This window comes from Paenibacillus sp. S28 (genome assembly GCF_016624415.1).
Lineage (GTDB): Bacteria > Bacillota > Bacilli > Paenibacillales > Paenibacillaceae > Paenibacillus_AQ > Paenibacillus_AQ favisporus.
In genome coordinates, this window is sequence record NZ_JACVTM010000010.1 from 41639 (window position 1) to 67521 (window position 25883).

A 25883-nucleotide genomic window follows, 5' to 3' on the forward strand; every position below is an offset into this window, starting at 1 on the left:
AAGACAACCATTCGTTCATCAATCTACGTGTACGTTTCTACTTGGCGGCTTAGACCCTCTTTTTTTGGGACGGGCAAATCGATAGCTTTGCAGGTAACGTAAGACTGGACTGCTGTATGCCGGGCAGGTTGTGGATTTCTTAATATTGGAGGCACCTACGCCCCGGGAACGACGGAAAGCCCCGTCTAAGGGCTGGCTGACAGCCGATGTCCGGATCATGTATAATCGAATGGAAGTTTCTAAATCACTTGATAGGGTGGCTTAAGCCCTTCAGGTCGATGGGAGTGTGTTTTTGAAATGGATATGCAGGTATGGTCCGATTTTCTGCAGCAAAACTGGCTGGTGATCGTGATTGCCCTTGTTGTGCTGTTTATCGTCCTGAATCTGGTCAAGACGATGGTCAAATGGGCGCTCGTCATCATCATCGTGCTGGCGCTTGTCGTATACAGCGGCATTTCCCTGGAGCAGATCAATCAGGTCGTAACGACGGTGAAGGACGAGACCGTAGATACGCTGAAGAACGAGGCTATGGATGTCATGATGAAGGAAGCCAAGGATGCCAAGTATGCAGACAACGGGGACGGAACATTTACGATCACGACGCCGAACCTGGAAATGAAGGGAACCAAGGGAAGCGACAAAGTGGATGTCACGTTCCGCGGCGTACCCCTCGGGCAGTGGAAGATCAACGACACGGTCAAATCGTTTATCTCCGAATCCCAGAGCCAGGCGGGCGGTTCAAATGGAAAATAAAGGACTTAATCCATGCACCAACGTGGAGGGGGTCATCTTATGCTGCAATCATGGATAGAAAGTCTTAAGGAATTTAACATCATCAGCATCCTGCTGCTGCTGATCCTGCTGGTGTCCCTGCTTCAGGGCTGGGGCCGGGGCGCATCCCGCTCTGCGGGAAGGCTGCTGTCCCTGCTGAGGGAAAGCGTCTTTATTCTGCTGGGGCTGGTGCTTGCGGTTCCTTTTACCTTGTGGGTATCACCCAGAGTTCAGGAATGGCTCGCCGATTATGCCAGCCAGCTCCCGAACCGGGATTTGAAAATGTGGGAGCAGATTTACTATACGTTCATTACGGCGATGGCCGATTTTCCGCTGATGCGGTTCGCCGTCATCTTTATCGTGAGCTATAGCATCATCCGTTTCCTGATCCGTTGGTTGACGGTGCTGATCTTCGGCGGGAGCAGCGCGCTCTTTAACCCGGGAGGGAAGTCCTCCGCTTCGCTGCTGAGCCGTCTGGCCGGTGCGTGCATCGGCCTCTTGATCGGGGCAGGACGGTGTATCGTCGTCGTTGCGCTGCTGTTCGTGTACGTATCCCTGTATCCGCACACCTCGTTTACCCAATACGTGGAGGCGTCGCCGATCTATAAAGAAGGGGCGCAGCGGGTCATTGAGCCGTTGTCGGGTCACTTGGTAAAAGACAAGCTTCCGGTATTCACGAAAGCTGTCGAAAAAGAGCTGAACGGCATCATGCAGCGCAAATACGAGGTGATCGACCATGCGATTCCTTCGGATATCGAGGCGGCCGCCGCCGAGATCGTCAAGGGCGCGGATACCGATGAGGAAAAGGCGCGTAAATTGTATGACTGGGTCGGCACCCGGGTGCAGTACGATTACGGCAAGGTCGATGATTATGAGCAGCGAGGGATCTGGCATGAACAGACGCCGCAGGATACGTTCAACACGAAGAAGGGTGTCTGCATCGATTATGCCAGACTGTATGCAGTGATGGCCCGGTCCCAGGGTCTGCAGGTGAAGGTGGTCACAGGCCAAGGCTATGATGGCCAGGGCGGATATGGACCACATGCCTGGAATGAAGTGTATTTGCCTGAAAAGAACAAGTGGGTGCCGCTGGATCCGACATGGGCGCAGAGCGGCGACTGGTTCAATCCTCCGAAATTTGCGGAGACGCATATTAAGGAGCAGATGCTGTAATTCAAGCAGGTATATCTAATGGTACAGGATCATTGAAAAAATCCCCTTGCCCGTTCTGGGCAAGGGGATTTTGTGCTTTGATGGAATGATGCTTTGAAGCTGGATGCTGGGCTTCATTCCCGAGTTTCGCAGCTTCCTTAAGGTTGCCGACAAGGTTTACGCAGGCAGCTTGATTTGCTGACCGGGATAAATCCGGTTGGCGTTCTTGATATGATTCAGGTCGCGCAGCGTCTGCCAGGTCGTGTCGTATTTCAGCGAGATGCTGTACAGCGTGTCGCCTTTCTTGACGATATAGACCTTCGCGGCTGGAGCTGGGGCCGGTTTGACTTCAGGCTGCGGCTTGGCTGGCGCTGCCGGCTTCGAAGGCGCCGACGGTTCCGGTTTGGCCGGCGTTGGCGCAGGTTCAGACGGTGCCGGCGCTGTCGTTGCTGCAGGGGCAGGGCCTTCGGTAATCCGACCGGCAGGTCCTTCCGGAATCGGCTTGCCCTGCTGGATATAGTTGATCAGGGCTTCGTCAAGGGCGCCGTACATGCCGGCTTGCTGATACTTCGTGAACATCGAGTATTCGTCGCCGCCGACAGCCATAAAGTCATTGGTCGCGAGCGAATACGTGGCGTCCGGATCGAGCGCTTTATCGCCGATCTTCACGGAGTGAACGCGGCTTCCTTTCGGCTTGGACGTATCAATCTTAAACGTCACCCCCGAAACCTGGGAGAAGCCTCCTTTGGACTGCGGATAGTCGGATACACCGTTCTCGAGGGCCGCCTTAATATCAGAGCCTTTGACCTTCAGCTGCACGATTTGGTTGCCGAATGGCAAAACCGTAACGATGTCGCCTTTAGTGATTGTGCCGGCTTCGATCGACGCACGGATGCCTCCGCCGTTCGTGATCGCCACATCCGATTGGCTCACATCGCGCATCGCATCGGCCAGCAGGTCACCGAGGTTAGTTTCGCCGGTGCGCGCTTTCTCACGGGAACCCTCCAGCTTTACAGGCGTTTCGCCGACTTTTTCCTTCAGAATCGGTTCCTGCTCCTTCTGGATGGAAGCGACCAGATCGGCGACCTTCGGGTCGGCCTTGATATCGGCAGCTTCCTTCTCATCGATCAGCGTGGCTTCTTTTTTCACCACTTTATGGTTGTCGACCCACAGATCGACGACGCCGACATATTTCGTGTATTCGCCGGCGCTGGCGATCAGTGTGTTGTTGTCGGCCATCAGGCCGTTTTCCAGAACCGTATGGCTGTGTCCGTCGATGAAAATGTCGATGCCGGGCACTTCCTTAACGACCTTAAGGCTGGTGTCGACACTCGATTTGTCCTGACCGAGGTGGCCAACTACGACAACGACGTCGACCTGCCCGCGGATTTCGTTCACCCATTTCTTGGCTTCGGCCGATGGATCGGCGAACTTCAGCCCGGTGACGTTGGTTGGGTTCGTCTTATATGCGGTCTCCGGCGTGCTCAGGCCAATAATGCCGAACTTGACGCCGTCGACTTCCTTGATTATGTAAGGCTTGAAGAGGGTAGTGCCATCAGACTGGATGACGTTCGCGCTCAGCATCGGGAACTTCAACTCCTTGGAGAGTTCCACGAGATGCTTCCAGCCGTAGTTGAATTCGTGATTGCCCGGAACCATGGCGTCATAACCCATTTCGTTCATGACCTTCACGATGCTCTCGCCTTGAACGAGCGTGGCAAACGGCGTACCGTGTACGGCATCGCCTGCATCAAGAACGAGCGTATCCGGATTTTTGCTGCGGTATTGGTTAAAGATTCCTGTGACCTTGGCAAATCCCATTTCAGGGGATGCTTCTACCGCACGGCCGTGCATATCATTCGTGTGCAGAATCGTAATATGCTTGCCGGACGGGGCGGATGGCTCCGGGGTGCTCCCGGTCGTACCCTCTGCCGCCGCTGCCGCCTGGGCCGAACCAGCCAACAGCACCGCGCTAAACAGAAGGGAGGTGAACCATTTCCTTGTGATCATGAATCTCATAACCTCCTAAATCGTATTAGATAAATTTTCCTTACCCTTTATTCTAATAAACTATCGGAATGGTGAAATAAGACTTATGAATCATTTATTGGCCTAAGGTTGAATATAAGTGTGCATTTCCGGCGGAATGCCGACACGCTTGCAGTAGGATTCAGCCGTTTCGCCCTGCAGTATCGCCGTTCCAGCGGACAGAAGGCCGACGGCAAACCGGTTGGCCTGCCGCTCCAGCTTGCCGGGGGCAAAGTAGGAATGCTCCTCCAGAAAAAAACGGTTGATCCCCTTATGGAGCCGGTCATGGCCGAGCTCATGCGCGCAGACAAACCGCTGCCACTCGGGGGACAGCTCGCTGTGAATCACAATGAACCGCCGTCTCAGTTTCCGGTAATAGAGTCCCTTGGTGGATTTGCCGAGATCCAGGTAGCGGATATGAATGCCAAGGGACCGGGAAAGTTCGAAAGGGCAGCTGGTCTTATATTTTCGGATTAGCTTTCGAATCATTTCATCCATAGGATTCACCTGCAAGTTGTGGATTGTTCGTCCCACCCATCACGAAGAAGAGGGGCTGTCCGGAGAACCTGGCTCCTTCTTCTTCCGCTTATTCATCTGCTTCGCTTCCCAGAACAGCCCGGTGAGGACATCCTTGATACGCTGCTTGTCCTCGGCATCCAGCGGAATTCCGTCGAACATCAGCTCTCCGTCTTCCTCCAGCATTTTCTTGAAATCCCGCTTGTCCTTATAGGTCGCCCATGCCGGCGCTTCCTCCTGCAATCCTTTGGGAGCCCCGTCTGGATCCCAAAACCCTGCTGCGCTCATCAGCTCGCCGTATGGAACTTCCAGTGCGTCCGCGAGCTTCCGGATGGTCGGCGGCTTGGGCACGCCCCGAATCCCGTTCTCCATGCGGGAAATTTGCGAATTGCTGATGCCCGATGCTTCGGCAAGCTGGTTGATCGTCATGCCCTTCTGCTCGCGCAGCCGCTTAAGCACGGCTCCGAATTCTTTTTCCACGGTTTAGCCACTCCCTCTATGACGTTGATCTATTTCTATCCGTTACTATAATCCAATGTTGCCAAAAGGTAAAGAAAAATGATGTTATAATTACCAAATGGCATGAAATAAAAAGGAATTCGGAGCGAAATGGTGGTTAAGCCGGGATTTCCGGGTTTTACGCGATACCCAAAAAGTGGTATGTTAACATCATTATACGAACAAAAATGCGAACAAGCCACAGTTTTTTTTAGGTGAACATCCATGAAGGAGCGTGTTTGAATATGGATCAAATGCTGCCGCAGCTGGACCGCCGCAAGACCCAGGCCGCCGTTGAAGCGATTTTGGAGAAATACCGGATCTATAAAACGATTACGTTTGAAGTCAGGGAAGCGAGCGTTACCGCCTCTTATACCGAACGGTTTCACGGACCGACCAACGTGACCTCGGACCAGACGGCGCAGGTCGCCGTCTACAATGTGGACGCGCCTGCGGCCCGCCAGGCATACTGCCGGATGATCGAGTCGATCGTGGAACGGCTTGGCGAACGGGAACAGACGCTGATCCGCGAACGGTATATGAAGGAAGACGACGTTTTCGACTATAAAGTCTACAATTACGTGCTCGAACCGCCGGTCAGTAAGGACACGTACACGAAAATACGAACGCGAGCCTTCTATAAAATGGCGCTGGCGTTTGCGGACCGCGGGCTGCTGACGTTATCCGAGCTTCAAAAAGCCAAAGCTTGCAATTCCAAATAAAGCCCGCTCATAAGCGGGACAAGCCGGGGACCGGAGAGGTCTTCGGCTTTTTTCTTTATCTAATGGGAAGCGGGAGTTTCAGGGGATGAAACTCCCGCAGAAGTGCTGATCCTAACCATTCCTATTTGGAATAAAAAGGATGTGAAAATACGAACATATATTCGTACTATTTTCCGCCGATAACCGTCCGAACTGCCGTCAGCGTTTTCGAATCCGGGGTGTAAGATTATATCATCGGGAATGAAGCAAAGGGACGTACCGAACACAATCAGTGGATGTTAAGCCGGCCGGAAGGGCCGGTTTTTTTGCGGACGAGTGACGCTTCATTGCCCGGTGAGATCGGCAGCGAGCAGGCGATTGCTGCGATGTTTGCCGCGGATAGCGAAAATGGGGCGACCGCTTACCCGGCCCTCTATCTGGCGCTGCTCGGCGGTCCGAAGAAGCTGCTGGCCTACCGCCTGGCGGACGATACGGCCCAGGCGGCGGCCGTGACGCTGCAGAGCGGCGATGCAGCGCCGACCGCCATCTTGAAGCTGACGGCGAAGCACCCGGGCAGCCGCGGCAACGGCTTCACCGTGACGGTGCAGCCTGCGCTCGGCAATCCGGCCGCAAAGGAGCTGCGCCTGTATGAAGGCGCCAAGCTGCTCGGCACCTTCACCGGCGCGGACGGCACGGCCGCTTCCTTGGCCGCGAGCATCAACGGCGGCAATGACTGGGTCACTGCCGAGGCCGTGGATGGCGGCGGTGTGCCGGCCGACGTCAGTGGACTGGCGCTGACCGGCGGCGCGAGCGGCATCAGCGGCCTGACGAACGCCGATTACGTCGCCATGCAGGAGGCCGCCGAAGGCCAGGACTTCGACCTGCTGGCGCTCGACTATGCCGCCGACATGGCGCTGCTGCAGAGCTTTGCCGCCTGGATCAAGCGGCTGCGCGGCGAAGGCCGCGGCGTCATGGCCGTCTTCGGAGGCAGCGCGGCCGATGACGTGTCGAGGGACGCGGCCGATCTGGCGGCGGCTCGCTCCCTGGCCTTGAACCACGAGGGCATCGTCAACGTGGGCACCGGCGTCCGTCTGTCCGGGACGGACTACAGCTCTGCGCAGACGGCCGCCTATGTGGCCGGCCTGATCGCGGGCCAGCGCCTGAACCAGTCCGCGACGTACGCGGTCACGCCGTTCGAGGACGTTACCCGGCGCTGGACGCGCTCCGAGCAGGAGCAGGCCGTGAAGAGCGGCGTGTTCCTGCTCTTCTTTGACGGCCGCCAGGTGAAGGCGCTGCGCGGCATTAACACGCTGGCGACACCGGCCGAAGGCCAGAGCAGCGCCTGGAAGAAGATCCGCTCCATCCGCGTCATGGACGCGATCAATGCGGATCTGCAGCGGGCGGCGGAGCAGACGTACATCGGCCGCGTGAACAACACGGAAGAAGGGCGCCTCGCCCTGATCGGCGCGGTCAAGGAGTACCTCGGCCAGCTGGCACTGAGCAGCGTCATTGAGCCGGATGGCTATGACGTCATCCTCGATCCGGCCTACTACGGTGATTCTGCGGTGAAGCAGCCGGAGCCGGATCAGGTCTTCCTGCAGTGGAACGTGAAGCTGACGGATGTGATGGAGCAGCTGTTCGGCACATTTTACGTGCAGTGATGGAAGAGCCGCGGTCTTTTTTTAACCATGCAAGCTATGAAAAAAAACTATGAATAACTCTGAGGAGGAACCCCTATGTTGGATGCTTCAAAAGTCATTCTCGGCACGTACGGCCAGGCCTATATCGACGGTGTATGGCAGACGCACATTAACAAGCTCGAAGCCAGCGTCGAAATCGAAAAGCGCGAGCTCAAGCTGGTGGGCAGCGACTGGACGGTCCACAAAAGCGGCAGCAAAAAAGGAACCGGCACGATGAGCGGCTACAAAGTCACCTCGGATATGATCAACCGCGGCTTCACGAAATTTGAAATCATTTCCAAGCTGGACGATCCCGAGTCCTACGGACACGAGCGCGTCCGTCTGATCCGCTGCATGCCGGACAAAATCCAGCTGGCTAACTGGACCGCCGGCGAGGAAGTACAGGAGGAAACGACGTTCACCTTCGAAGGGTACGAGCTGCTGGACCCGATCTCGGCGGACTAAGGAGTTCGGAGAAATAGGCTGCCAAACTGCAAAAGTGTAATTCATCCAGCCGAAGTCACCATTTTAGAAGAAGATAGAAGCAAAAGTGCACTGACTTCTGGTGGAATTCGCGAAATGGCGGGTTGGCCGGAAATGAAGCTGCACTTTTGCTTTTATTTTAATAGTGTCCTTAGGTGTGATTTCCCGGAAAATAGCCGCACTTTTGCGCTTGTTAGTGTTCTTTTCGTAGACCAGAGTTGGCGCAGCTATTGTACGATCTGACCGGATACGCAAAAGGGCTGAGTCAGCCCTTTTTTCAAGGAGTAAAACTCTCAACATCATCCCTTTAGGGACATAAACCATTCAGCAAATGAAGGAGAGGAAGACGCATGAGCTTGCAGGATAACTGGAGCGAGGAACAAATTTTGGACAGCCTGTTTGAGGCGGCGGAGAAGCTGCCGGAGGAGACTGTGCGCATCAAGCGCCTGGATATGCAGATCGTGCTGCACGGCCTGACTTCGAGCAAGGTGGACAGCATCCGCGAGCGGTGTACGGTCCGCCGGACGGTGAAGGGGGCGGTGGACGAAAAGGTCGATACCGAAACGTTTAACGCGCTGCTTATCTCCGAAGCCACCGGCAAGCTGGAAGTGAAGGGGCTTACGCTAAACGGCTGGGGTGATCCGCGGATCACAAGCCGATTGAAGCTGTCAGGCGGGGAGCAGGCGGTGCGCCGCATGCTGCTGGCCGGGGAGCTGGACGCCGTCGGCGACAAGGTGCTGGAGCTGTCCGGTTTCGGGGTCGAGATCGCTGACCTAAAAAACTGATCGGCTCCGGGGGAATGACGACGATGCTGTACCACCTGTGGGCCCGGCATCACCTTCGTCCCGGAGAGTTTTGGCGGCTCCCGCGCGGGGAGCGGCTGCTGCTGCTCGCTTTTTCCCAGGAAGAAATCGAACAGATGGCAGCCATCAATCAAGGTTAAGGAGGTGAAGAATTCATGGCAGAAACGTTAAATTACCGGCTGAATCTCGTGATCGATCCGAAAAACGTGATCAAGGCGAACCGGGAGCTGCGGGCGATGGAGCGGTATTTTGAACGGATTCAGGGGCGGGTGCTGAAGATCGGGAGAACCCGTATGGTTCCCGAAATTGCGCTGAAGGACAGTGCCTCGAAAGGGCTGGACAGCCTGCTGGAAAAAATCAACCGCGTGAAGTCCCAGGTTATCCGGGCGACGGCGACTGTAGATGTTGCAGTAGGTGGGGGAGCGTTAGGCGGAAAGATTGATTTTTCCACTCTCGTTACAGCGCTTCAGGAAAACTCGGCCGCCGTCAAAAAGCTCACGGAGACCATTGGAGGGCTGAAAATCGGAGGGGAGAAGAAGGACGAGCCGAAGTCCACTTCTGACACAATCAAGGATGTATTTTCTGCACTAAAAAACTTTGGCGGAGGGTTGAAAAGCGCGGGGGAAATCCCGGATAAAGGCAAAGCCATCAAAAAGGCATGGAAAGGCGAGGACAAGGATAAGGAAAAAAAGGACCTGGCGGCCGATCCTGACGCTGCCAAAAGGGAAACTCCTCTAAGGACTGAAACTTATAAACGGAAAAAGACCTTGGGCCGAGCGTGGAAAACGATGGGCGCAGCGGGTGATTTCATCGGTACCATTGGTTCTGCTGGTGAAGGCGTTATCGGCGGAATACAGGGGTTGTGGAAAAGTGGTAAGGAATTCTTAGGTGGCAGTAAAAGCAGCGCGATCGCCAATTCAGCCACAAAAGCTGCCCAGAGCAGCGGGATCGCTACTTCTACCGTAAAAGCCATCGGAAGCAGTGGAATGATGACTTCAGCCGCCAAGGGCATAGGCAAAAATCTGCCGGGGGTCCTTGGACTCGCAGCCGATGCCATATCCATTATGACCGCAAAGACCGGGAAAGAGCGGGCTCAAGCCATTGGGTCCTCCGTCGGGAGCGGCGTCGGAACGGTTTTGGGAGGCTTTTTAGGATCAGTTATTCCTGGTGGAGGAACGGCGGTCGGAGCAATGCTGGGTGGTGCAGCCGGAGGTTATATAGGAGAGAAGGTCGGCGGCTGGGTCTCGGGTCTGTTCTCGAAAAAGAAGAAAAAGGACAAGCCGGCTCCCGTAAAACCTGAATCCAGCATAGGATCTGCACCAGCTGTGTCTACAGGATTGCCGTATGGGCAATATGCTTCACCTGCATGGACAGCCCAAAAAGGGTTACCGGGAATGATCTACCCGAATAGGTATGTGCCCCCAACATCCCCCCTCCCACTAACCAACAAAAGTTACGGTCCCTACCTGCCCGGAGCCCAAGGCCCGGCCGCTCCAATGGGAACAGGCCCACGGCTGCAGGCCGCAACCGGAGGCGTTAAGCCGGGAATCGGGGGCAACGGAGGCGGCAAAACGACGCCACAGCTCGTGCAGATCAGTCCGGAGCAGATGTCGGCGCTGTCGGGGTTTCTGAAGGATTTTAAAACGGAAACCAACTACAATCTCCCGGCGGGTGCGGTGCAAGTGACTGTGCATGAAGAGACGCCGATAGATGTGGAGGGCCTGATACTCCAGATCGGGCAGCGCCTGCGTTCGGAGTTTGCCAAAGCTGCGCAGAACCGCAAACCGGGGGCGAAAGCATATGTGTAACGACGTTTCCAGAGAGGAGGAACTGCTTTGGATTTGGTGTTAATGACCGGGAAGGGCGAGCGATTCACGTTTCCGGTTAATCCGGAGGAAGTGATCATTTCCAGGCAAAAGGGCTATGATACCGCCAACATTCTCTCGTCCGGGGAGTTCGATTTTCCGCAGGGGGACCGGATTAAGGAAATCTCGTTTTCCTCCTTTTTTCCGAAAGTATACGATGAGTCCTTCTGCAAAGGGGGAAAGGGCGAGCTGCCTGATCCGCAGGTGGCGATGAACAAGCTGAATGATTTTTTGGTGATGAAAACCTCGCTCCGGTTTGTCATCAGCGAAGCCGGGATCAATGTGCCCGTGTTCGTGGCCTCCCATCAAACGACATTCCGGGGAGGGGAACCGGGGGACGTGTATTTCGACATCACGCTCCGCACGTGGAGAGAGCTTAAGGTGGCGAAAACGGCTGGCAGCGGCACCGGCGGCGGGACGGCAGTCAACAAACAGCAGCGCACTGACATGAAGGAGAACAACAAAACCTACACGGTCAAGACGGGAGACTCCCTTTCCAAAATCGCCAAACTGGAGCTCGGCGACAGCTCGAAATGGAACCAGATCTACAAGCTGAACCAGAAGGTAATCGGCAAGGATCCGAACGCTATTAAGCCGGGGCAGAAGCTGGTGCTGTCATGAGTTACAAGGTGATTTTGCAGGACAAATACGATTTGACCCCCTTGGTGGAGGCGATCAACCTGCGGGACTCACTGGAGCAGATTGCTTACCAGGGCACGGTCAACTTGGTGGTGACAACGGATTTGCCTCCAATCGCCCCGGGCATGGCGATCCGTATCAGCGGCATTCCTCACGGGAAAAAGGATTACGTCACCCTGCTGCATCCTGCGGTCGTGTGGGAAGTCGAGACGACGAACAACGGCATGAAGCGGATGGCTTTGACGTTGTACGACCGGACTGTCTATTTGGACAAATCGGAGGACGAGTATTTATTCCCGGCGAAGCAGACGGCGACGCAGCGCTTTAAAAAGTATGCCGCCGACTGGAATTTGAAAATCGCCAAGCTGCCGGATACCAGTAAGGCGCTGGGCCGGGCCGTGTACCGAACGCAGTCGCTGTATGCCAGCATGTTTGCTGATTTGCGGGCTACCGCCAAAGCTGGCGGCAAGCTGTATCATCCCCGGATGATCGCCTCCGGCTTGGAGCTGTACGAGCTGGGTACGAACCCGGACGTCTACGTTCTTGAGGCGGTAACCGATACGATGCAGACGCGCACGTTGGAAGGGGCGGCGACGAAGGTGAAGGTGCTGGCGACCGCGGCGAGCGAGACGGGGAAAGAGGTTCCGTCTAAAGTCCTCGCCATTGAGGAAAAGGACGTGGCCAAGTACGGGCAGCTCCAGGCGATTATCCAGGACGACGAGGTGAAAAACGGAGCAGCCGCCCGCGAGCTCGCCCGCAGCAAGCTGCGCGGCATCCAGGAGACGATTACCGTCAACGCGCCGGATATCAATACGATTCGGGCAGGCGATGCAGTTATGCTGGGCCAAGTGCAGCTGCTCGTCATCTCGGTCAGCCGTGAGCTGGGCAACCCGGGCAGCATGTCGCTGGAGCTCGGAACCTACGACGACGTCAAAAGGAGGTTTTACCTTGAATAAAGACCCGTATGGACAGCTTGCATCCTCTTTGTACGCTTCGGTCGGCAAGCACACGCGCCAGGCGCTCGGCGGCGTCGGGGCGGTGCTGGGGACGATCACGTCGACGGGGTTGAAGCTGGACGATTTCAAGCACGAAATGCAGGAATACATGGTGGCGGAGCTGCCCGGGCTGCTTGCGCTGCCGCGTTATATGGCGGTTGGAGCATCTGGGACGCGAACGGATACCCCGAATTGGGGGAGCGTGGCGATGGATACGTCGTTTTATTTTGACGAGACCGAAGTCCCGGATGCTGCGCTGAAGCTGGGTGCCGGGCTTAAGCCCGGAGACCGGGTGCTGGCCGTCCGCGTAAACGGCGGGGATGACGTGGTCGTCGTCTGCAAGGTGGTGAGCGGTCGTGGCTAATTTGTTTCCGGAAACGGAGGACATGGTCTGGACCGAGGATGCGGAGACGGAACTATTGGAGGGAAGCGGGGCGGTGTTTGGGAGAAGCTGGCGATTCGATTTTGACGCCGGGGAATTCGTCATGTCCCCCATCCGTAAAATCGCCGTCGCGGACGAAAGGGAAGCCTGGGTAACCTGGTGCGAAAAAGCCATCCATACCCCGCGCTACCGCCATCTCATCTATTCCAGGGACTACGGCAGCGAGCTGGAGGATCTGGTCGGCAGCGGCTACGATCACGCTCTGCTCGAGAGCGAAATCCGGCGCATGGTTTCCGAGGCGCTCTTGGCTGATGCGCGGACGGAGAGCGTGGATCAGTTCGTGTTTGCGTGGGAAGGCGAGGCCTGCCGCTTCAGCTGCCGCTTCAGCTGCCGCATTCAAAGCGTCCGGGACGAGATTGAAATCATAGAAAGCGTGGTGATCTGATGGTGGACTTGCCGCTTTTTTTGCAGGATCAGACGGAAGAGAACATTATGAGCCGCATGCTGGCCAGGGTGCCTTCGGATATCGACAAGTCCGAGGGCTCTTTTATTTGGGACGCGCAGGCACCAGTGGCGTTCATGCTGTCCGAGGCGGCGCTGTGGTCGCAGGAGGTGCTGAGGAGGGGGTTTGCGAGTACTGCTTTCGGTGAGTACCTGACCTTAAGAACGGCGGAGCGCGGGGTGAACCGGAGAGCAGCGGTGCCTGCGACCGGGATCGTGAAGTTTGTGGGGCAGCCGGGAAAAAAACTGGCGAAGGGAACTTTGATTGGCACGCCGGCCGACGAAATCACGGGAGAGTCCAGTATTGAGTACCAAACAACCGCCGACGTGACGCTGGATAGCAACGGCGAGGGCCTGGCACCCATCACTGCTTTAGTGGCAGGCAGCCAGGGAAATGTCCCGGCAGGCGTGATTGAAGTGATGCTGGTCCCAACCAGCGGCATCATCTCGGTGACCAATCCGGCAGCAGTAACCGGCGGCGCCGATGAGGAGTCGGATGAGTCTTTATTGGAGAGGTACTATGCGGAAATCCGAAACCAGGGGACCAGCGGCAACAAGGCTCAATATATCCAGTGGGCCAATGAGGTTCCCGGTGTGGGAGGAGTGCAGGTCGCTCCGTTATGGCAAGGTCCGGGGACGGTAGGCATCTATTTGGTCGATATGGATAAGCGGGCAGCCAGTCCGGCAATCGTTGAAGCCGTTCAGCAGTATATTGATCCGACGATGGACGGTCAAGGAGAAGGAAAAGCTCCAGCTGGACCGGTTGTAACGGTGATGCCCGCAAAAGAGGTGCCGATCGATATCTCGGTCCAGCTCACTTTGGCAGACGGTGCAACTTTAGACATGGTCAAAGAGCAGATGATCGGCGGCATTACCGCCTATTTGAAACAGCTGGCTTTTGCCGATCCGCTTGTCCGCTTTACCCGAATTGCTGCCATTCTGCTGGATATCCCGCCGATCATCGATTATTCCAATCTGACGGTCAACGGTGCCGCGGATACGAATATCCAAATCAGTCCTGGGGAAGTGGCCGTATTGGGGGTGGTGGACGTCCATGAGTGAAGCTACATTTACAAGTTCTCGTGGTGCCGAACTGTTCTCCTATCTGCCAGCTTACTACGAATTCAGCCGGGTCATTCGAGCTGATGCGGATGCCAAGGGAGAGGAGATGGATGCTCTTTATTCAGCTCTGAATGAGACGCTGGAGCAGTTTTTTGTGAAGACGGCGACGTGGGGATTAGAACGGTGGGAGGCGGAGCTGGGGATACCTACGGATAAGAATAAGCCGATTGATCAAAGACGCTCTTATGTTGAATCCAAGCTGAGAGGCAGCGGCAAGGTTTCGGGTTCGATGATTAAAAACGTGGCACAGGCCTATGACGGCGGGGAAGTTAGTGTATTGATTACACCGGGTGAGTATAAAATCACCGTTACCTTTATTGGTACGCGTGGGATTCCAGCGAATTTGGAAGATTTGAAGGCAGTCATGGAGGAAATTAAGCCGGCTCATATGTCGTTGGAGTATAAATTTACTTATTTGACGTGGGATGAGCTGGACAAAGCGAAGAAGTCCTGGGATCAAACAGATGCACTCAATCTTACCTGGGATGAATGGGAGAAATATAGACCGTAAAGGAGGGGCTAAGGCATGGCTAATACTTTACCGAGCGGTATCCAGCGGCCAGAGGGGTCTGATAATAACAATCTGGCCGCATACAATGCAAACTTGGATATTATTGATTTTCTGAACCGGCCATACCAGGAGAAGGTGGATACATCGTCTTGGGACGCAGACGCGCAGGTCTACACAAAGGTTCAATACCTTCGGCCAGAAGACGGGAGCGTGGCAATCAGCTGTCAGCTGTCGAACAAGAACAGCAGCGGCAAATACACGACGGACACCTGGACGCTGGGCATGCCTGGGGGCACCAAGACACGGACCTGGACGCTGACCTACGACAGCGCTGGAAACGTCGTAAACAAGACGTACGCAGACAGCTAAGGAAGGAGGAGAGAGGCATGCCAAGCATTACAGATGCGCTGAGGGCTCGCGGGATCGGCTCCGGTCAAGGAATTAGCCAAACAGACCTCACAGCGTTGATCGATGTAACAAACGTGGCGGAAACGAACAACGACGCGATCAAGCTGGACGTCGTGAACAAGCTAAACACTCTGAACCCGGCGCTGAACCTAACGACAGCGGCGTCATGGTCGACGATCCGCGCAGCGATCGTCAGCATGCAGTACAGAGGGGCGCAGACGATCACCCCAGGACCAGGGGACATTCCTATTCCCGCCGGCTACCACAACGGCGGCGGGAAGGTTTCGGCGGTCGTGGTGCCTACATCCAAAGTCCTGAACGATACGACGATCGCAGGGCAGAAAGGGACCATGCCATACCTTACTGGGGTTAGGACACCCGCCGCTGTAGCTATATGGCCGGACAATAAGGACCTGGCTGTCTATCCTGAAAAAGGATATCAGGACGGAGGAGCTGGAGGCGGGGAAATCAGAGTCACAAAGGCTCATTTAGCGCAGGTCGAGCCTAACTTTGTCGCCGCGAATATCGTATCCGGTAAAAATATATTCGGGCTCGCGGGCAAAGCTCCGACTGCAGGGTATTTTTACGACTTCGGTACTAATAACTTTACTTTTTTGAGGTCCACCAATACGTACCAATGGAACATCCTAACAGGCATTAAAAAGGGTGGACATGCGGTATTAATGGGCATACAGTCCAATGGAATCAGCTGTCACGTTATGGCTACTCCGGGGGCTGTGTACCCCGGAGATTCAGCTAAGCTGACTCTAAAACTGTACGATGAGGTAACAGACGAAGCAGTGTGCACTATATTTGACCAAAGCTTTAGCTATGGTTTTCCTGGGAATACTTACTGGGACTATGACTGGTTCGAGATTGACCACGAAAACGGTAGGGTTCGACAGCGGCCTACTGGTGGCAGCTATTCCTCATGGTTTTACTTCTCTAAATCCACAAATAACTCTATAAGACTGGCAGCTGAGCATTCAGTCGTAAGTACTAGCACCGCAGGGACTAATGGCTACCTAGAAACAAGAATAACGATTACTGGTATTTCAATAAGGACATAGAAAGGAGGCTAACATATGCCATTACCAAGCTCAGCCAAACTATTGGACGTTATTGCTAAGCTGCAGGCACTAACGGGGTTTAACCAAATCCCCGAGTTGAAAGAAGCGCTGCAGGCGAAAGGGATCACGCTTATGGGCAACGAGACCATGGCCGACCTGGTGAACTTTGTTAACGATAAAAACTTAGCCATGACCGGTGATGCAACAGTTTCCGCTGGGGATATTCGTTCTGGAAAATATGGCTATAAGGCCGGTACTAAAGTTAATGGTAGTCTAATAACACAGGCGACAGGACCGCAGACAATTACACCGGGAAATTCAGATATTGTAAAGCCTGCAGGAATCTATGATGGAGCTATCACAATTAAAAGGGCCCCAGTGATTGTTACAACCATGGTATCACCGCCCGGTATTCCTGGGTACTCATATGCTGATGTAATTGTACCTGGGATGACTCAAGTACTTGGAGCGATTATGTTGGATAAAGGTAATTCACCCAGTAGCCCATCACAGGGGAGCGGGGCAGCGTTATACGGTGGTTCAATCTCAATTGGATTAGGAGTTCAAATAAATATTATGATCGGGAATAATGTGAGGCTAAACAACCCAACTGCCGCTCAGATCTACAATAATTTGTATAACCTAAATTGTATAGGTTCAACACCCTAATCAAAGGAGATATACTATGACGGCTAAAGAATGGATTGAGAAAACTTATACTGTTGTAAATCACGATTTAATGGGACAAGTAATTGTATGGGGAAATCAAATTGGTTTCTACGGTATTTATACACCTGTTGATAAGTTCCTTGAAATGTATGAGGATGTTATTCAAACTGCTCTAGATCTAGAAGAAGAAGTAAAACCAGCCCTGCGTGAAAGTGATCCGAACAATATGAGGGGATTCAACGAAATTATTTAAGAGATCCTCAGCGACTCCTAAGGCGCTATTTTCGCCCTCAGAATCCATTCCGAGGGCTTTTTCACATCCACATTTTCAAAGGAGGGGAACGCCGTGCCACACGAAAGGGTGAGTGACGTGGAGGATGCGACCAAAGCTTTGGTGGAGATTCAAATTCAACTCGCACGTATTGAAAAAACCTTGGAGCAAGTGCCGACGCTGGCCGCCACGATTGAGACAACCAAGGAACTCGCCCGGGAAGCCATGCAGTCGGTTAAGTCAGCACATCAACGGCTGGACCGGATCGAGGACGGCCAAAAATGGCTGTGGCGTACGGTCAGCGGTGCGGCCATCACGATCGTGATGGGTGCCATCGCAGCCGCCGTTCAGCTTGCAGGACATTAAACAATTACTAGGAGGATGGATGAAACATGGATTGGGATATGATTTGGCAGTTGATCGACCCGAAGCTGTTGATTGTGGTAGCTGTGTGCTGGGTTTTGGGATATGTCATGAAACAGACGCCATCAGTGCCGGACTGGAGCATCGTGTACATGGTGGTCATCGCCGCTGTGTTACTTACGGTTTGGATGCATGGCTGGAACGCGGAGACGTTCATCCAGGGGATTTTGGCGGGAGCCTTTGCAGTATTCGGCCACCAGGTTGTGAAGCAGACGAAGAAAGTAGGGGACTCGGATTGAATCAAACCGAATTCATCGCCACCCTCGCCCCCTGCGCCATCGCTGACATGCAGGCCACCGGTGTTCCAGCTTCCTTAACGATCGCCCAGGCGATTCTGGAATCCAACTGGGGGACAAGCGGTCTTGCCCGGCAGGCAAACAACCTGTTCGGCATCAAAGGCAAGGGCACAGCGGGAAGCGTAGAAATGCCCACCACAGAGTATGTCAACGGCAAGTCGGTGAAGGTGGCGGCATCTTTTCGCAAATATCACTCCTGGACGGAGTCCATTGCCGACCATTCCAAGCTTTTGCTGAACGGCACGAAGGATAAGCCGACGCGGTACCACGGCGTGCTGCACGCAGAATACCGGCAGGCGGCCGAAGCAGTTTGGAAAGGCGGCTACGCGACCGATCCGAAATACCCGTCCAAGCTAATCGCGATTATGGAGCAGTATGGACTGCCTCAATATGATGCATGGAAAGGAGAGCACACCGAAATGAGTGTTAGCATTACTGAGCTGGCCCAACAGCTGGATGACTTGAAGAAAAAAGCGGAACGCCTGACCCAACTTGAGGTCCTTCTGCAAAAAGTGGAGCAGCGGATCTCCGCGTTGGAGGCGCGGCAGCAGATGGAGGTACCGGCCTGGGCGGAATCTGCGGTAAATGCGGCGGTTGAGGCGAAGATCATTAGCACCCCGGTGAACGGAAGCTACGATCTGTACAGGGTGCTGACGATTTTACAGCGGCTGAAGGTGCTCTAGCGAGAACGCTAGTACCAATCATAGATAGAGACAAGTCAGGCAGGAGGGAAATCATAATTTTTTTCATACTAAAAGGGAGGCATCCGCTTATGCTGATTTATGAATACCAACCGACCATCCAGACGTTTTCGCTGTTAGAGCCGCTGCTGCCGGGCTGCGTGCGGGAACGCATCAAGGCGATTATGGACGCCGCCCCGGAAGCGATGTTTTTTTGCAAAATCGAGGACTTGAACCCGAGCATCCGCGTGTATCTCCTGGAACACGATCCGGTTGACGACTATACAGAGTGCCATCTGCTGTCATGCGACCGGATCGGTCAGGACTATGAATACCTGAGTCTTTCCGTGGAACAGGCCCGTTCCGTGGAAAGGTTCGCAGCCCAGATCCCCGTTATTTCCCGGAGTTAGCAGAAGCTTGCTCGTGTTTGACCCGCTCGTATTCTTCCTCGATCGTTTTGGACAGCAGCTCCGTGGCGGTCATGTTCAGCTTCTTGGCCGCTTCGGCAAGCTGCTTTTTGATGTAGGCAGGCACGTCGTAATGAAATTTAACCTTGTTGCCGTATGGCATAACCCAACCCCCTTTACCCCATAACTTCCTGGTATTTACGCTCGATAATCCGGATTAGCAGCTGGGTAGCGGACATGTCCTGCAGCGCCGCCGCTTCGATCAGCTTCTCTTTGATTTCCGGCTGGAATTCGTAAGGCAGCTTGAGCTTCGGCTCGGACATGTGGCCTTCCATCGTTTTTTCAGCATCGATCGCGAGCTTCACCAGCTCGTCCAACGTCGAAGTCTGGGATGCTTCGCGGCCGTATTTTGGCAGCACCCGGATCAAATACTGCTTCAGCGACTTCTGGTCTTCCTCGGCAATGTCCAGCTGCAGCCGGTCTTCTTCGACGTTCAGCTTGCAGTCCACGTGATAGCCGAACAGGTTAATCGAATAGTTCATGCAAAAGCCCCTCCTTGGATATTTGTTGTTTATTATATAGTGTATCGATACGCATTACAATATAATAATTTTATCCGTTTGATATAGCTTCCATTCCTCTGTAATGGGTCCTCACAATGTCCTTACTACGTCATCGTCATATCCCACAATGTCTCCACTTCGTCCTCACTACGTCCCCACAATGTCTCTGCTTCGTCATCGCCAAGTTCTCACAATGTCCTTAGCTACGTCCTCACTACGTCCTCAAACGTCATCACCACGCCCTCACCCTGTCTTAAATCCCTCTTTTACCACTCCTTTTCTCGCCCTTCAACTCTCCCCAAGAACCTCATCAGTCCCATCATCTGTACTCGCCATTTCCTTCGCCAATCTTCGATTTTGTTAACCCGAACCCGCTCCAAATATAGTATGATGTCTCTAAGGAAAACCATGTAAACGTCACCAAGCGACATGGTTTGTCTTCCTTACCGGATATACATCCAGCAACATCCCGAATGTGCACAACCACAACGAGCGCATCGTTCGCTGACGGAGCAGGGAGGGTTCTATGGAAAAATACATTTTATCACTGGACCAGGGGACGACGAGTTCCCGGGCTATCTTATTTAATGAAAAAGGAGAAGCCGTACATACGGCCCAGCGGGAGATAACGCAGCATTTTCCCCATCCAGGCTGGGTGGAGCATAACGCCAATGAGATTTGGGGATCGGTCCTGTCGGTGATCGCGTCTGTGCTGTCGGAATCGGGCGTGAAGCCCGAGCAGATCGCGGCGATCGGCATCACGAACCAACGGGAGACCGCGGTGGTGTGGGATAAGGAAACGGGCGATCCCGTGTACCATGCGATTGTGTGGCAGTCGCGGCAGACGAGCGGCATTTGCGAGGAGCTCAAGGCCCAAGGGCTTGACGACACCATCCGCGCCAAAACAGGGCTTCTGATCGATCCGTACTTTTCCGGTACGAAGGTCAAATGGATTCTTGACGAAGTCGAAGGCGCCCGGGAGAAGGCGGAGCAGGGCAAGCTGCTGTTCGGCACGATCGATACGTGGCTCATTTGGAAATTTACCGGCGGCCGCGCGCATGTGACCGACTATTCGAACGCATCGCGCACGCTGATGTATAACATTTACGAGTTACAATGGGACGACGAGCTGCTGGAGATTTTGGGGGTTCCGGCCTCCATGCTGCCGCAGGTGCGTCCATCCTCAGAGGTATACGGCCTGACGGTACCGTACCACTTCTTCGGCACAGAGGTGCCGATCGCCGGCGTTGCAGGCGACCAGCAGGCGGCCCTGTTCGGGCAGGCGTGCTACAGCAAGGGCATGGCCAAGAACACCTACGGCACCGGCTGCTTTATGCTGATGAATACCGGCGAAACGGCGGTCTGCTCGGAGCACGGCCTGCTGACGACGCTCGCATGGGGCATCAACGGCAAAGTGGAATATGCGCTGGAAGGCAGCATTTTCGTGGCGGGCTCGGCTATCCAGTGGCTGCGCGACGGGCTGCGGATGCTGAAGGAGTCGAAGGAGAGCGAGACTTACGCAGCGCGCGTGGCTTCAACGGACGGCGTGTATGTGGTTCCGGCCTTCGTCGGGCTCGGCACCCCGTACTGGGACAGCGATGTGCGCGGAGCGGTGTTCGGCCTGACGCGCGGCACGTCCAAGGAGCATTTTATCCGGGCGACGCTGGAATCGCTGGCTTACCAGACGAAGGATGTGCTGTCCGCGATGGAGGCCGACTCGGGTATCGAGCTTACCACGCTGCGTGTCGACGGCGGTGCCGTGCACAACGATTTTCTGATGCAGTTCCAGAGCGACATGCTCGGCGTTTCGGTCGAACGGCCGGTCATTAACGAGACGACAGCGCTGGGCGCTGCTTACTTGGCGGGTCTAGCTGTCGGCTACTGGAATAGCCAGGAGGACATCTCCGGCCAGTGGGCGATCGAGCGCGAGTTCCAGCCGGTTATGGAAGAGAAGGAGCGAACCGGGCTGTACGAAGGCTGGAAGAAGGCCGTACATGCAGCCATGGCTTTTAAATAAACACAGAAACATATCTTGGGGGGTCTCTTTTTCGATCTGGAGGGAGATAAGCACAGATGATATGGTCCAATACGAATCGTGAACAAATCAAGGACAGCTTGAAACAGGAAAAGTTTGACGTCCTGATCATCGGCGGCGGTATCACCGGGGCAGGCATCGCGCTGGATGCGACGACCCGCGGGATGAAGACGGCGCTGGTGGAAATGCAGGATTTTGCCGCAGGCACATCCAGCCGCTCGACGAAGCTGGTGCACGGCGGGCTCCGCTACCTGAAGCAGTTTGAGGTCAAAATGGTCGCCGAGGTCGGCAAGGAGCGGGCGGTCGTGTACGAGAACGGTCCGCATGTCACGACGCCGGAGTGGATGCTGCTGCCGATCCACAAGGGCGGCACGTTCGGCAAGTTCAGCACGTCCTTCGGACTGCGGGTGTACGACTATTTGGCCGGCGTAAAAAAAGCGGAGCGCCGCATGATGCTCTCCCCGCAGCAGACGCTGGCGAAGGAGCCGCTCATCAAGAAGGAGGGGCTGAAGGGCGGCGGGTACTACGTGGAATACCGCACCGACGACGCCCGTCTGACGATCGAAGTGATGAAAGCGGCTGTGGTGCACGGGGCTTTCGCGCTCAATTACAGCAAGGTCGAGGAGCTGCTGTACGACGCCCGGAATAACGTGCGCGGCGCGGTGGTCCACGACCAGCTGACCGGGGACACCTATGAAGTCCACGCCGCTAAGGTCATTAACGCCGCAGGGCCGTGGGTTGACCGCATCCGCGAGAAGGATGCGTCGAAGGAGGGCAAAACGCTGCGCCTCACCAAAGGTGTCCATCTGGTCATCGACCAGTCCCGGTTTCCGCTGGAGCAGGCGGTGTACTTCGACACGCCGGATAAAAGAATGGTGTTCGCCATTCCCCGCGACGGCAAGGCGTATGTGGGGACGACGGATACTTTCTTTGACCGGGATACGGCGCATCCCCGGATGACGTACCAAGACCGGGACTATATTATTAACGCGATCAATTATATGTTTCCCGAGCTGCAAATTACGGCGGAGGATGTGGAGTCCAGCTGGGCCGGGGTCCGGCCGCTCATTCTTGAACAGGGCAAGGATCCGTCGGAAATTTCCCGCAAGGACGAGATCTGGGAGTCCGGCTCGGGATTGCTGACGATCGCCGGGGGGAAGCTGACGGGCTACCGGAAGATGGCCGAGACGATTGTGGACGTGCTGTCCCGGGAGCTGACTGACCAAACAGGGCGCCCGTTTAAAGCATGCCAGACGAAGCATCTGCCGATTTCGGGCGGGGACTTCGGCGGCTCGGCGCAGTATGAGCCTTTCGTGCGGAAGACCGCCCAGACCGGAATCGAGGCGGGGCTGGCCCCGGATGAAGCCCTCGCGATCGCCGGCAAATACGGCACGAATGCATCCGGCGTCTTCCGGCTGATCCAGAGCCACCGGGCGAAGGCGGAAGCGCACGGACTGCCGCTGATGCTGTTCGGCCAGCTGGCCTATGCGCTGGAAGCGGAGATGGCGGCGACGCCGGTGGACTTTTTTACCCGCCGGCTCGGCGCGACGCTGTTCGATATTCAGCTCGTGCGCACCTGGAAGGCGCCGGTCATCGAATATATGGGCAGCGTGCTGAACTGGAGCCCGGCGGCGAAGGAAGCGTACGCGGTCGATCTCGACCGTGCGCTGCAGGAGGCCGTGGAGCCGGCGGAATCCGATTAAGCATTATAAGGCAGTCGAATGCAGTATTTCCATCAGGAACCTTTCATCCCCAGGATGAAGGGTTCCTTTTTGGCTTGGGATGATACCCATCAAAACCCGCAGGCTCCTGGCCTCGGCGGTGACAGGGAATCAATGAGAAAACGATGCCTTCCTGTCAATCCACTGTCAGTGATGTTGACACCAACTGTTCGGATATTTGCGATAAACTTTGCATTTTTATGGAAAATAGGCACTCGCCCGCGTCCCATGTTAGTACACCTCCAGCAAAATCGCTTATAATAAAAAAACCATACTGTCGTGAGAGGAGTGCTGTACATGAACATTAAAGAAAAAAGAGAGCATCGGCAGTACCCCGAACAAGTGAAATCCGACGCGTCCCGCGCGCCATATGAGCGGGATTATTCGCGGCTGATCCATTCGCCGACGTTCCGGAGGCTGCAGGGCAAATCCCAAGTGTTCGGCGCGGGTACGGGGGACTATTACCGGACGCGGCTGACCCACTCGCTTGAGGTGGCGCAAATCGCCCGGGAAGCAGCGCGCAGCCTGCTGCGGGCACATCCTGAGGTCAGCGACGAGCAGGCGGACAACCCGGGGCTCGTAATCGATCCGGAGGTGGTGGAGTGCGCGGCGATCGCGCATGACTTTGGCCATCCTCCTTTTGGACATAAAGGGGAAGAGGTGCTGGACGGCATTCTGGATCAGCTGATCCGGGACCGGACGAAAGAAGCCGTGAAGGGGCTGCATCTGTCCACGGATGAAGTGAACGACGTCCGCGCTAGGCTGCGGAAGAAATACGAGCATTTCGAAGGCAACGCGCACAACTTCCGGCTGATCATGTTTTTGGAGAAGCGGGAAAATGTGGACGGCCTGAACCTGTCCGACGCGATCCTGCTCGGCATCAATAAATATCCGTATCCCGGCACCCTGCTCAAAAAGGGGCTGTACCAGCACGAATGGGGCTATATTTCGCAGATCCGCCAGGACTGGGGCATTCCTGCAGGCAAAAAGACGCTCGAAGCCCAGCTGATGGACTTATGCGACGATATCGCCTATTCGGCCCATGACCTCGAAGACGGCATCAAGGCCGGGAAAATTGAAGTGCACGAGCATTTTCTGAAAGATCCGCATATTTTGCGCCTGATTGTCGAGAAAGTCATGACGCTGGAGGATGCGTTCTGGGATAACTGCCCGGAAGAGCATATCCGCTACAAGGTGGAGGAAGTGCTGACGTCCTTTTTAAAAGTGTGGAATGAGAAGCTTCCGTACTGCGAGTTTGACTACTCCCGTACACGCCGCGAGGTCAAGGCTTACTGGGTAAGCCTGTTTGTCAGCAGCCTCGGCGTCATTGACGACGGGGACTGGAAGAAGGTGACCTTCGTCAAGGAAGGCCAGGAGGATCAGGATATGCTCCGCACCGTCAGCGTGCTGAAAAGCTTCGCGTGGGTCACGATGATCCGCGACCTGCGGGTGCAGCGGCTGCAGAAGCGCAGCGAGTGGATGATCCAGCGGCTGTGGGACGCTTTTCTCGATCCGGTCGCCTCCAAATCGATTATCCCCTCCGACTGGCTGCAGCGGTTCGAGAAGGATCAGGCCGGGCCGAATCCGATCTGGACGTGGGAGCACATGGTGATCGACTATATTGCGGGCATGACGGATGCGTTTGCTGAAAAAATTTACAATGAGCTGTACGGATTGAAGGTAGGTTCCATCTACGACCTGGATTAGGCAGCCATAGAAGGGAAGGAAGGACTGGATGGGCGCTCTTAAACTTAGCGTGCTGGATCTTGTACCAAAAATAGGAGAGGCGTCCTTTGAGGAAGCACTGCAGGAAGCGGCCAGCCTGGCCCGCCATGCAGAACAGTGGGGTTACACCAGGTATTGGGCGGCGGAGCACCACGACCTGGTGAACCTGTCCTGCGCCGCGCCGGAAGTGCTGCTGGCGCATATCGGAGCCCGGACCGAGCGGATCCGCATCGGGTCGGGAGCGGTCCTGCTGCCGCATTACAGCCCGCTGAAGGTCGCGGAGAACTTCCGCATGCTGGCTGCGCTTTACCCCGGCCGCGTCGATCTTGGCATCGGCCGGGCGCCCGGCGGCTCGGCGCATGCCTCGATGGCGCTGAGCGGCAATTATTTGCAGCATGTGGCCGAGATGCCGGCCCGCGTCCGCGGGCTGATCGAGCTGCTGGAGGACCGCTATGCGTACGAGGACGTGCCGGTCGCGGCCAAGCCCGTCCCGCGGATCCAGCCGGAGCTGTGGATGCTCGGGACGAACAACAAAAGCGCCGGCTTCGCGGCGGAGAACGGCACGGGCTATGTGTTCGGCCAGTTCATGAGCGACCGCGACGGCGCCGAGGTGCTGGCGGCCTACCGGGAGGGCTTCAAGCCGTCGGCGCTGCTGGAGCAGCCGAGAAGCATCGCGGCCATCGGCGTCATTTGCGCCGCGACCGAGCAGGAGGCACTGGCGCTGTCCCGCCGGTCAGCCCTGCCGGAAGTCGAGCGGCCGGGAGCTGAGGCCAGCGAGCCGCAGCCGCAGGCGACCCGGCTGATCACCGGGTCGCCAAAGCAGGTGAAGTCGAAGCTGCTGGAGCTGGCGGATTCCTTCGGGTGTGACGAGTTCCTGGTCACCACGCCGGTGATGAGTTATGCCGAGCGGCTGGAATCCTACCGGCTGCTGGCGTCGGTGTGCTTATAAAAGGGAGCCAGACTAGCTCG

The 25883-nt window shown here is 55.6% G+C and carries 30 protein-coding genes and 1 pseudogene; 26 read left to right on the forward strand and 5 right to left on the reverse strand.

Features of this window, described 5'->3' with window-relative positions; all coding sequences use genetic code 11:
• Window positions 1-297: 297 nt before the first annotated feature.
• Both IAE55_RS22265 and IAE55_RS22270 read left to right on the forward strand, forming a co-directional pair.
• Window positions 298-753 (forward strand): hypothetical protein, encoded by a 456-nt coding sequence (locus IAE55_RS22265; protein ID WP_076175110.1) that lies wholly within the window; start codon window positions 298-300, stop codon window positions 751-753.
• Window positions 754-792: 39 nt separating this feature from the next.
• Window positions 793-1944 carry a transglutaminase domain-containing protein gene (locus tag IAE55_RS22270; protein ID WP_145160909.1) on the forward strand — a complete coding sequence of 384 codons (1152 nt, stop codon included), beginning with the start codon at window positions 793-795 and terminating at the stop codon, window positions 1942-1944.
• Window positions 1945-2100: 156 nt separating this feature from the next.
• On the opposite strand, the gene IAE55_RS22275 is transcribed toward IAE55_RS22270, so the two are convergent.
• The 3 genes from IAE55_RS22275 to IAE55_RS22285 all read right to left on the reverse strand — a co-directional run bounded on the left by IAE55_RS22275 (window position 2101) and on the right by IAE55_RS22285 (window position 4947).
• Window positions 2101-3933, reverse strand: coding sequence for a 5'-nucleotidase C-terminal domain-containing protein (locus IAE55_RS22275; protein WP_200633917.1), 1833 nt, complete (start codon window positions 3931-3933; stop codon window positions 2101-2103).
• 102 nt (window positions 3934-4035) lie between these two features.
• Complete coding sequence (locus tag IAE55_RS22280) at window positions 4036-4449, reverse strand: ImmA/IrrE family metallo-endopeptidase (RefSeq protein WP_145160904.1); 414 nt, start codon at window positions 4447-4449, stop codon at window positions 4036-4038.
• Window positions 4450-4488: 39 nt separating this feature from the next.
• Entirely contained in the window at window positions 4489-4947 is a 459-nt protein-coding gene (locus IAE55_RS22285) for an XRE family transcriptional regulator (RefSeq protein WP_105442033.1), read from the reverse strand.
• 263 nt (window positions 4948-5210) lie between these two features.
• On the opposite strand from IAE55_RS22285, the gene IAE55_RS22290 reads away from it, so the two are divergent.
• The 20 genes and pseudogenes from IAE55_RS22290 to IAE55_RS22385 all read left to right on the forward strand — a co-directional run bounded on the left by IAE55_RS22290 (window position 5211) and on the right by IAE55_RS22385 (window position 18873).
• Window positions 5211-5687 carry an ArpU family phage packaging/lysis transcriptional regulator gene (locus tag IAE55_RS22290; protein WP_145160902.1) on the forward strand — a complete coding sequence of 159 codons (477 nt, stop codon included), beginning with the start codon at window positions 5211-5213 and terminating at the stop codon, window positions 5685-5687.
• Between the two features lie 335 nt (window positions 5688-6022).
• Window positions 6023-7327, forward strand: a pseudogene (locus tag IAE55_RS22295) (phage tail sheath family protein); the annotation flags it as partial.
• A gap of 75 nt (window positions 7328-7402) precedes the next feature.
• On the forward strand, window positions 7403-7810 hold the full coding sequence (locus IAE55_RS22300) for a phage tail tube protein (RefSeq protein WP_200633919.1): 408 nt from the start codon (window positions 7403-7405) through the stop codon (window positions 7808-7810).
• A gap of 368 nt (window positions 7811-8178) precedes the next feature.
• Window positions 8179-8613, forward strand: a complete 435-nt coding sequence (locus IAE55_RS22305) for a phage tail assembly chaperone (protein WP_076175084.1) — start codon at window positions 8179-8181, stop codon at window positions 8611-8613.
• A 14-nt stretch (window positions 8614-8627) separates the two neighbouring features.
• Window positions 8628-8771 (forward strand): hypothetical protein, encoded by a 144-nt coding sequence (locus tag IAE55_RS22310; protein ID WP_200634023.1) that lies wholly within the window; start codon window positions 8628-8630, stop codon window positions 8769-8771.
• Window positions 8772-8786: 15 nt separating this feature from the next.
• Complete coding sequence (locus tag IAE55_RS22315) at window positions 8787-10439, forward strand: hypothetical protein (RefSeq protein ID WP_200633920.1); 1653 nt, start codon at window positions 8787-8789, stop codon at window positions 10437-10439.
• 42 nt (window positions 10440-10481) lie between these two features.
• Window positions 10482-11117 (forward strand): LysM peptidoglycan-binding domain-containing protein, encoded by a 636-nt coding sequence (locus IAE55_RS22320; RefSeq protein WP_200634011.1) that lies wholly within the window; start codon window positions 10482-10484, stop codon window positions 11115-11117.
• Window positions 11114-12091 (forward strand): XkdQ/YqbQ family protein, encoded by a 978-nt coding sequence (locus IAE55_RS22325; RefSeq protein WP_200633921.1) that lies wholly within the window; start codon window positions 11114-11116, stop codon window positions 12089-12091. Before IAE55_RS22320 ends, IAE55_RS22325 begins: the two co-directional genes overlap by 4 nt.
• A complete protein-coding gene (locus IAE55_RS22330; protein ID WP_200633922.1) occupies window positions 12084-12494 on the forward strand; it encodes a hypothetical protein in 411 nt (136 codons plus the stop codon). Before IAE55_RS22325 ends, IAE55_RS22330 begins: the two co-directional genes overlap by 8 nt.
• Window positions 12487-12957, forward strand: a complete 471-nt coding sequence (locus tag IAE55_RS22335; protein ID WP_200633923.1) for a DUF2634 domain-containing protein — start codon at window positions 12487-12489, stop codon at window positions 12955-12957. The genes IAE55_RS22330 and IAE55_RS22335 overlap by 8 nt, the downstream gene beginning before the upstream one ends.
• A complete protein-coding gene (locus IAE55_RS22340; protein WP_200633924.1) occupies window positions 12957-14075 on the forward strand; it encodes a baseplate J/gp47 family protein in 1119 nt (372 codons plus the stop codon). Before IAE55_RS22335 ends, IAE55_RS22340 begins: the two co-directional genes overlap by 1 nt.
• Entirely contained in the window at window positions 14068-14646 is a 579-nt protein-coding gene (locus IAE55_RS22345; protein ID WP_200633925.1) for a YmfQ family protein, read from the forward strand. Before IAE55_RS22340 ends, IAE55_RS22345 begins: the two co-directional genes overlap by 8 nt.
• 15 nt (window positions 14647-14661) lie before the next feature.
• Window positions 14662-15015 carry a hypothetical protein gene (locus IAE55_RS22350; protein WP_200633926.1) on the forward strand — a complete coding sequence of 118 codons (354 nt, stop codon included), beginning with the start codon at window positions 14662-14664 and terminating at the stop codon, window positions 15013-15015.
• Window positions 15016-15032: 17 nt separating this feature from the next.
• Window positions 15033-16124: a hypothetical protein gene (locus IAE55_RS22355; RefSeq protein ID WP_200633927.1), complete on the forward strand. Its 1092-nt coding sequence runs from the start codon at window positions 15033-15035 to the stop codon at window positions 16122-16124.
• Between the two features lie 15 nt (window positions 16125-16139).
• Window positions 16140-16793 carry a hypothetical protein gene (locus IAE55_RS22360; RefSeq protein ID WP_145137093.1) on the forward strand — a complete coding sequence of 218 codons (654 nt, stop codon included), beginning with the start codon at window positions 16140-16142 and terminating at the stop codon, window positions 16791-16793.
• 16 nt (window positions 16794-16809) lie between these two features.
• Complete coding sequence (locus IAE55_RS22365) at window positions 16810-17046, forward strand: hypothetical protein (RefSeq protein WP_200633928.1); 237 nt, start codon at window positions 16810-16812, stop codon at window positions 17044-17046.
• Between the two features lie 93 nt (window positions 17047-17139).
• Window positions 17140-17430 (forward strand): hemolysin XhlA family protein, encoded by a 291-nt coding sequence (locus IAE55_RS22370; protein ID WP_240913446.1) that lies wholly within the window; start codon window positions 17140-17142, stop codon window positions 17428-17430.
• A gap of 26 nt (window positions 17431-17456) precedes the next feature.
• Window positions 17457-17726 carry a phage holin family protein gene (locus IAE55_RS22375; protein ID WP_094595181.1) on the forward strand — a complete coding sequence of 90 codons (270 nt, stop codon included), beginning with the start codon at window positions 17457-17459 and terminating at the stop codon, window positions 17724-17726.
• Window positions 17723-18466, forward strand: a complete 744-nt coding sequence (locus IAE55_RS22380) for a glycoside hydrolase family 73 protein (RefSeq protein ID WP_200633929.1) — start codon at window positions 17723-17725, stop codon at window positions 18464-18466. The genes IAE55_RS22375 and IAE55_RS22380 overlap by 4 nt, the downstream gene beginning before the upstream one ends.
• A gap of 89 nt (window positions 18467-18555) precedes the next feature.
• Window positions 18556-18873 (forward strand): hypothetical protein, encoded by a 318-nt coding sequence (locus IAE55_RS22385; RefSeq protein ID WP_094595183.1) that lies wholly within the window; start codon window positions 18556-18558, stop codon window positions 18871-18873.
• On the opposite strand, the gene IAE55_RS22390 is transcribed toward IAE55_RS22385, so the two are convergent.
• A complete protein-coding gene (locus IAE55_RS22390) occupies window positions 18857-19033 on the reverse strand; it encodes a hypothetical protein (protein ID WP_200633930.1) in 177 nt (58 codons plus the stop codon). The two genes, IAE55_RS22385 and IAE55_RS22390, sit on opposite strands and share 17 nt — an antisense overlap.
• Before the next feature lie 13 nt (window positions 19034-19046).
• Window positions 19047-19412, reverse strand: coding sequence for a hypothetical protein (locus IAE55_RS22395; RefSeq protein ID WP_076175060.1), 366 nt, complete (start codon window positions 19410-19412; stop codon window positions 19047-19049).
• Window positions 19413-19959: 547 nt separating this feature from the next.
• On the opposite strand from IAE55_RS22395, the gene glpK reads away from it, so the two are divergent.
• From glpK to IAE55_RS22415, 4 genes are all read left to right on the forward strand, one after another.
• Window positions 19960-21450 (forward strand): glycerol kinase GlpK, encoded by a 1491-nt coding sequence (gene glpK / locus IAE55_RS22400; protein ID WP_200633931.1) that lies wholly within the window; start codon window positions 19960-19962, stop codon window positions 21448-21450.
• 56 nt (window positions 21451-21506) lie between these two features.
• Window positions 21507-23171 (forward strand): glycerol-3-phosphate dehydrogenase/oxidase, encoded by a 1665-nt coding sequence (locus tag IAE55_RS22405; RefSeq protein WP_200633932.1) that lies wholly within the window; start codon window positions 21507-21509, stop codon window positions 23169-23171.
• Window positions 23172-23486: 315 nt separating this feature from the next.
• Window positions 23487-24896, forward strand: a complete 1410-nt coding sequence (locus IAE55_RS22410) for a deoxyguanosinetriphosphate triphosphohydrolase family protein (protein WP_200633933.1) — start codon at window positions 23487-23489, stop codon at window positions 24894-24896.
• A gap of 28 nt (window positions 24897-24924) precedes the next feature.
• Window positions 24925-25863 carry an LLM class flavin-dependent oxidoreductase gene (locus IAE55_RS22415; RefSeq protein ID WP_200633934.1) on the forward strand — a complete coding sequence of 313 codons (939 nt, stop codon included), beginning with the start codon at window positions 24925-24927 and terminating at the stop codon, window positions 25861-25863.
• Window positions 25864-25883 lie beyond the last annotated feature (20 nt).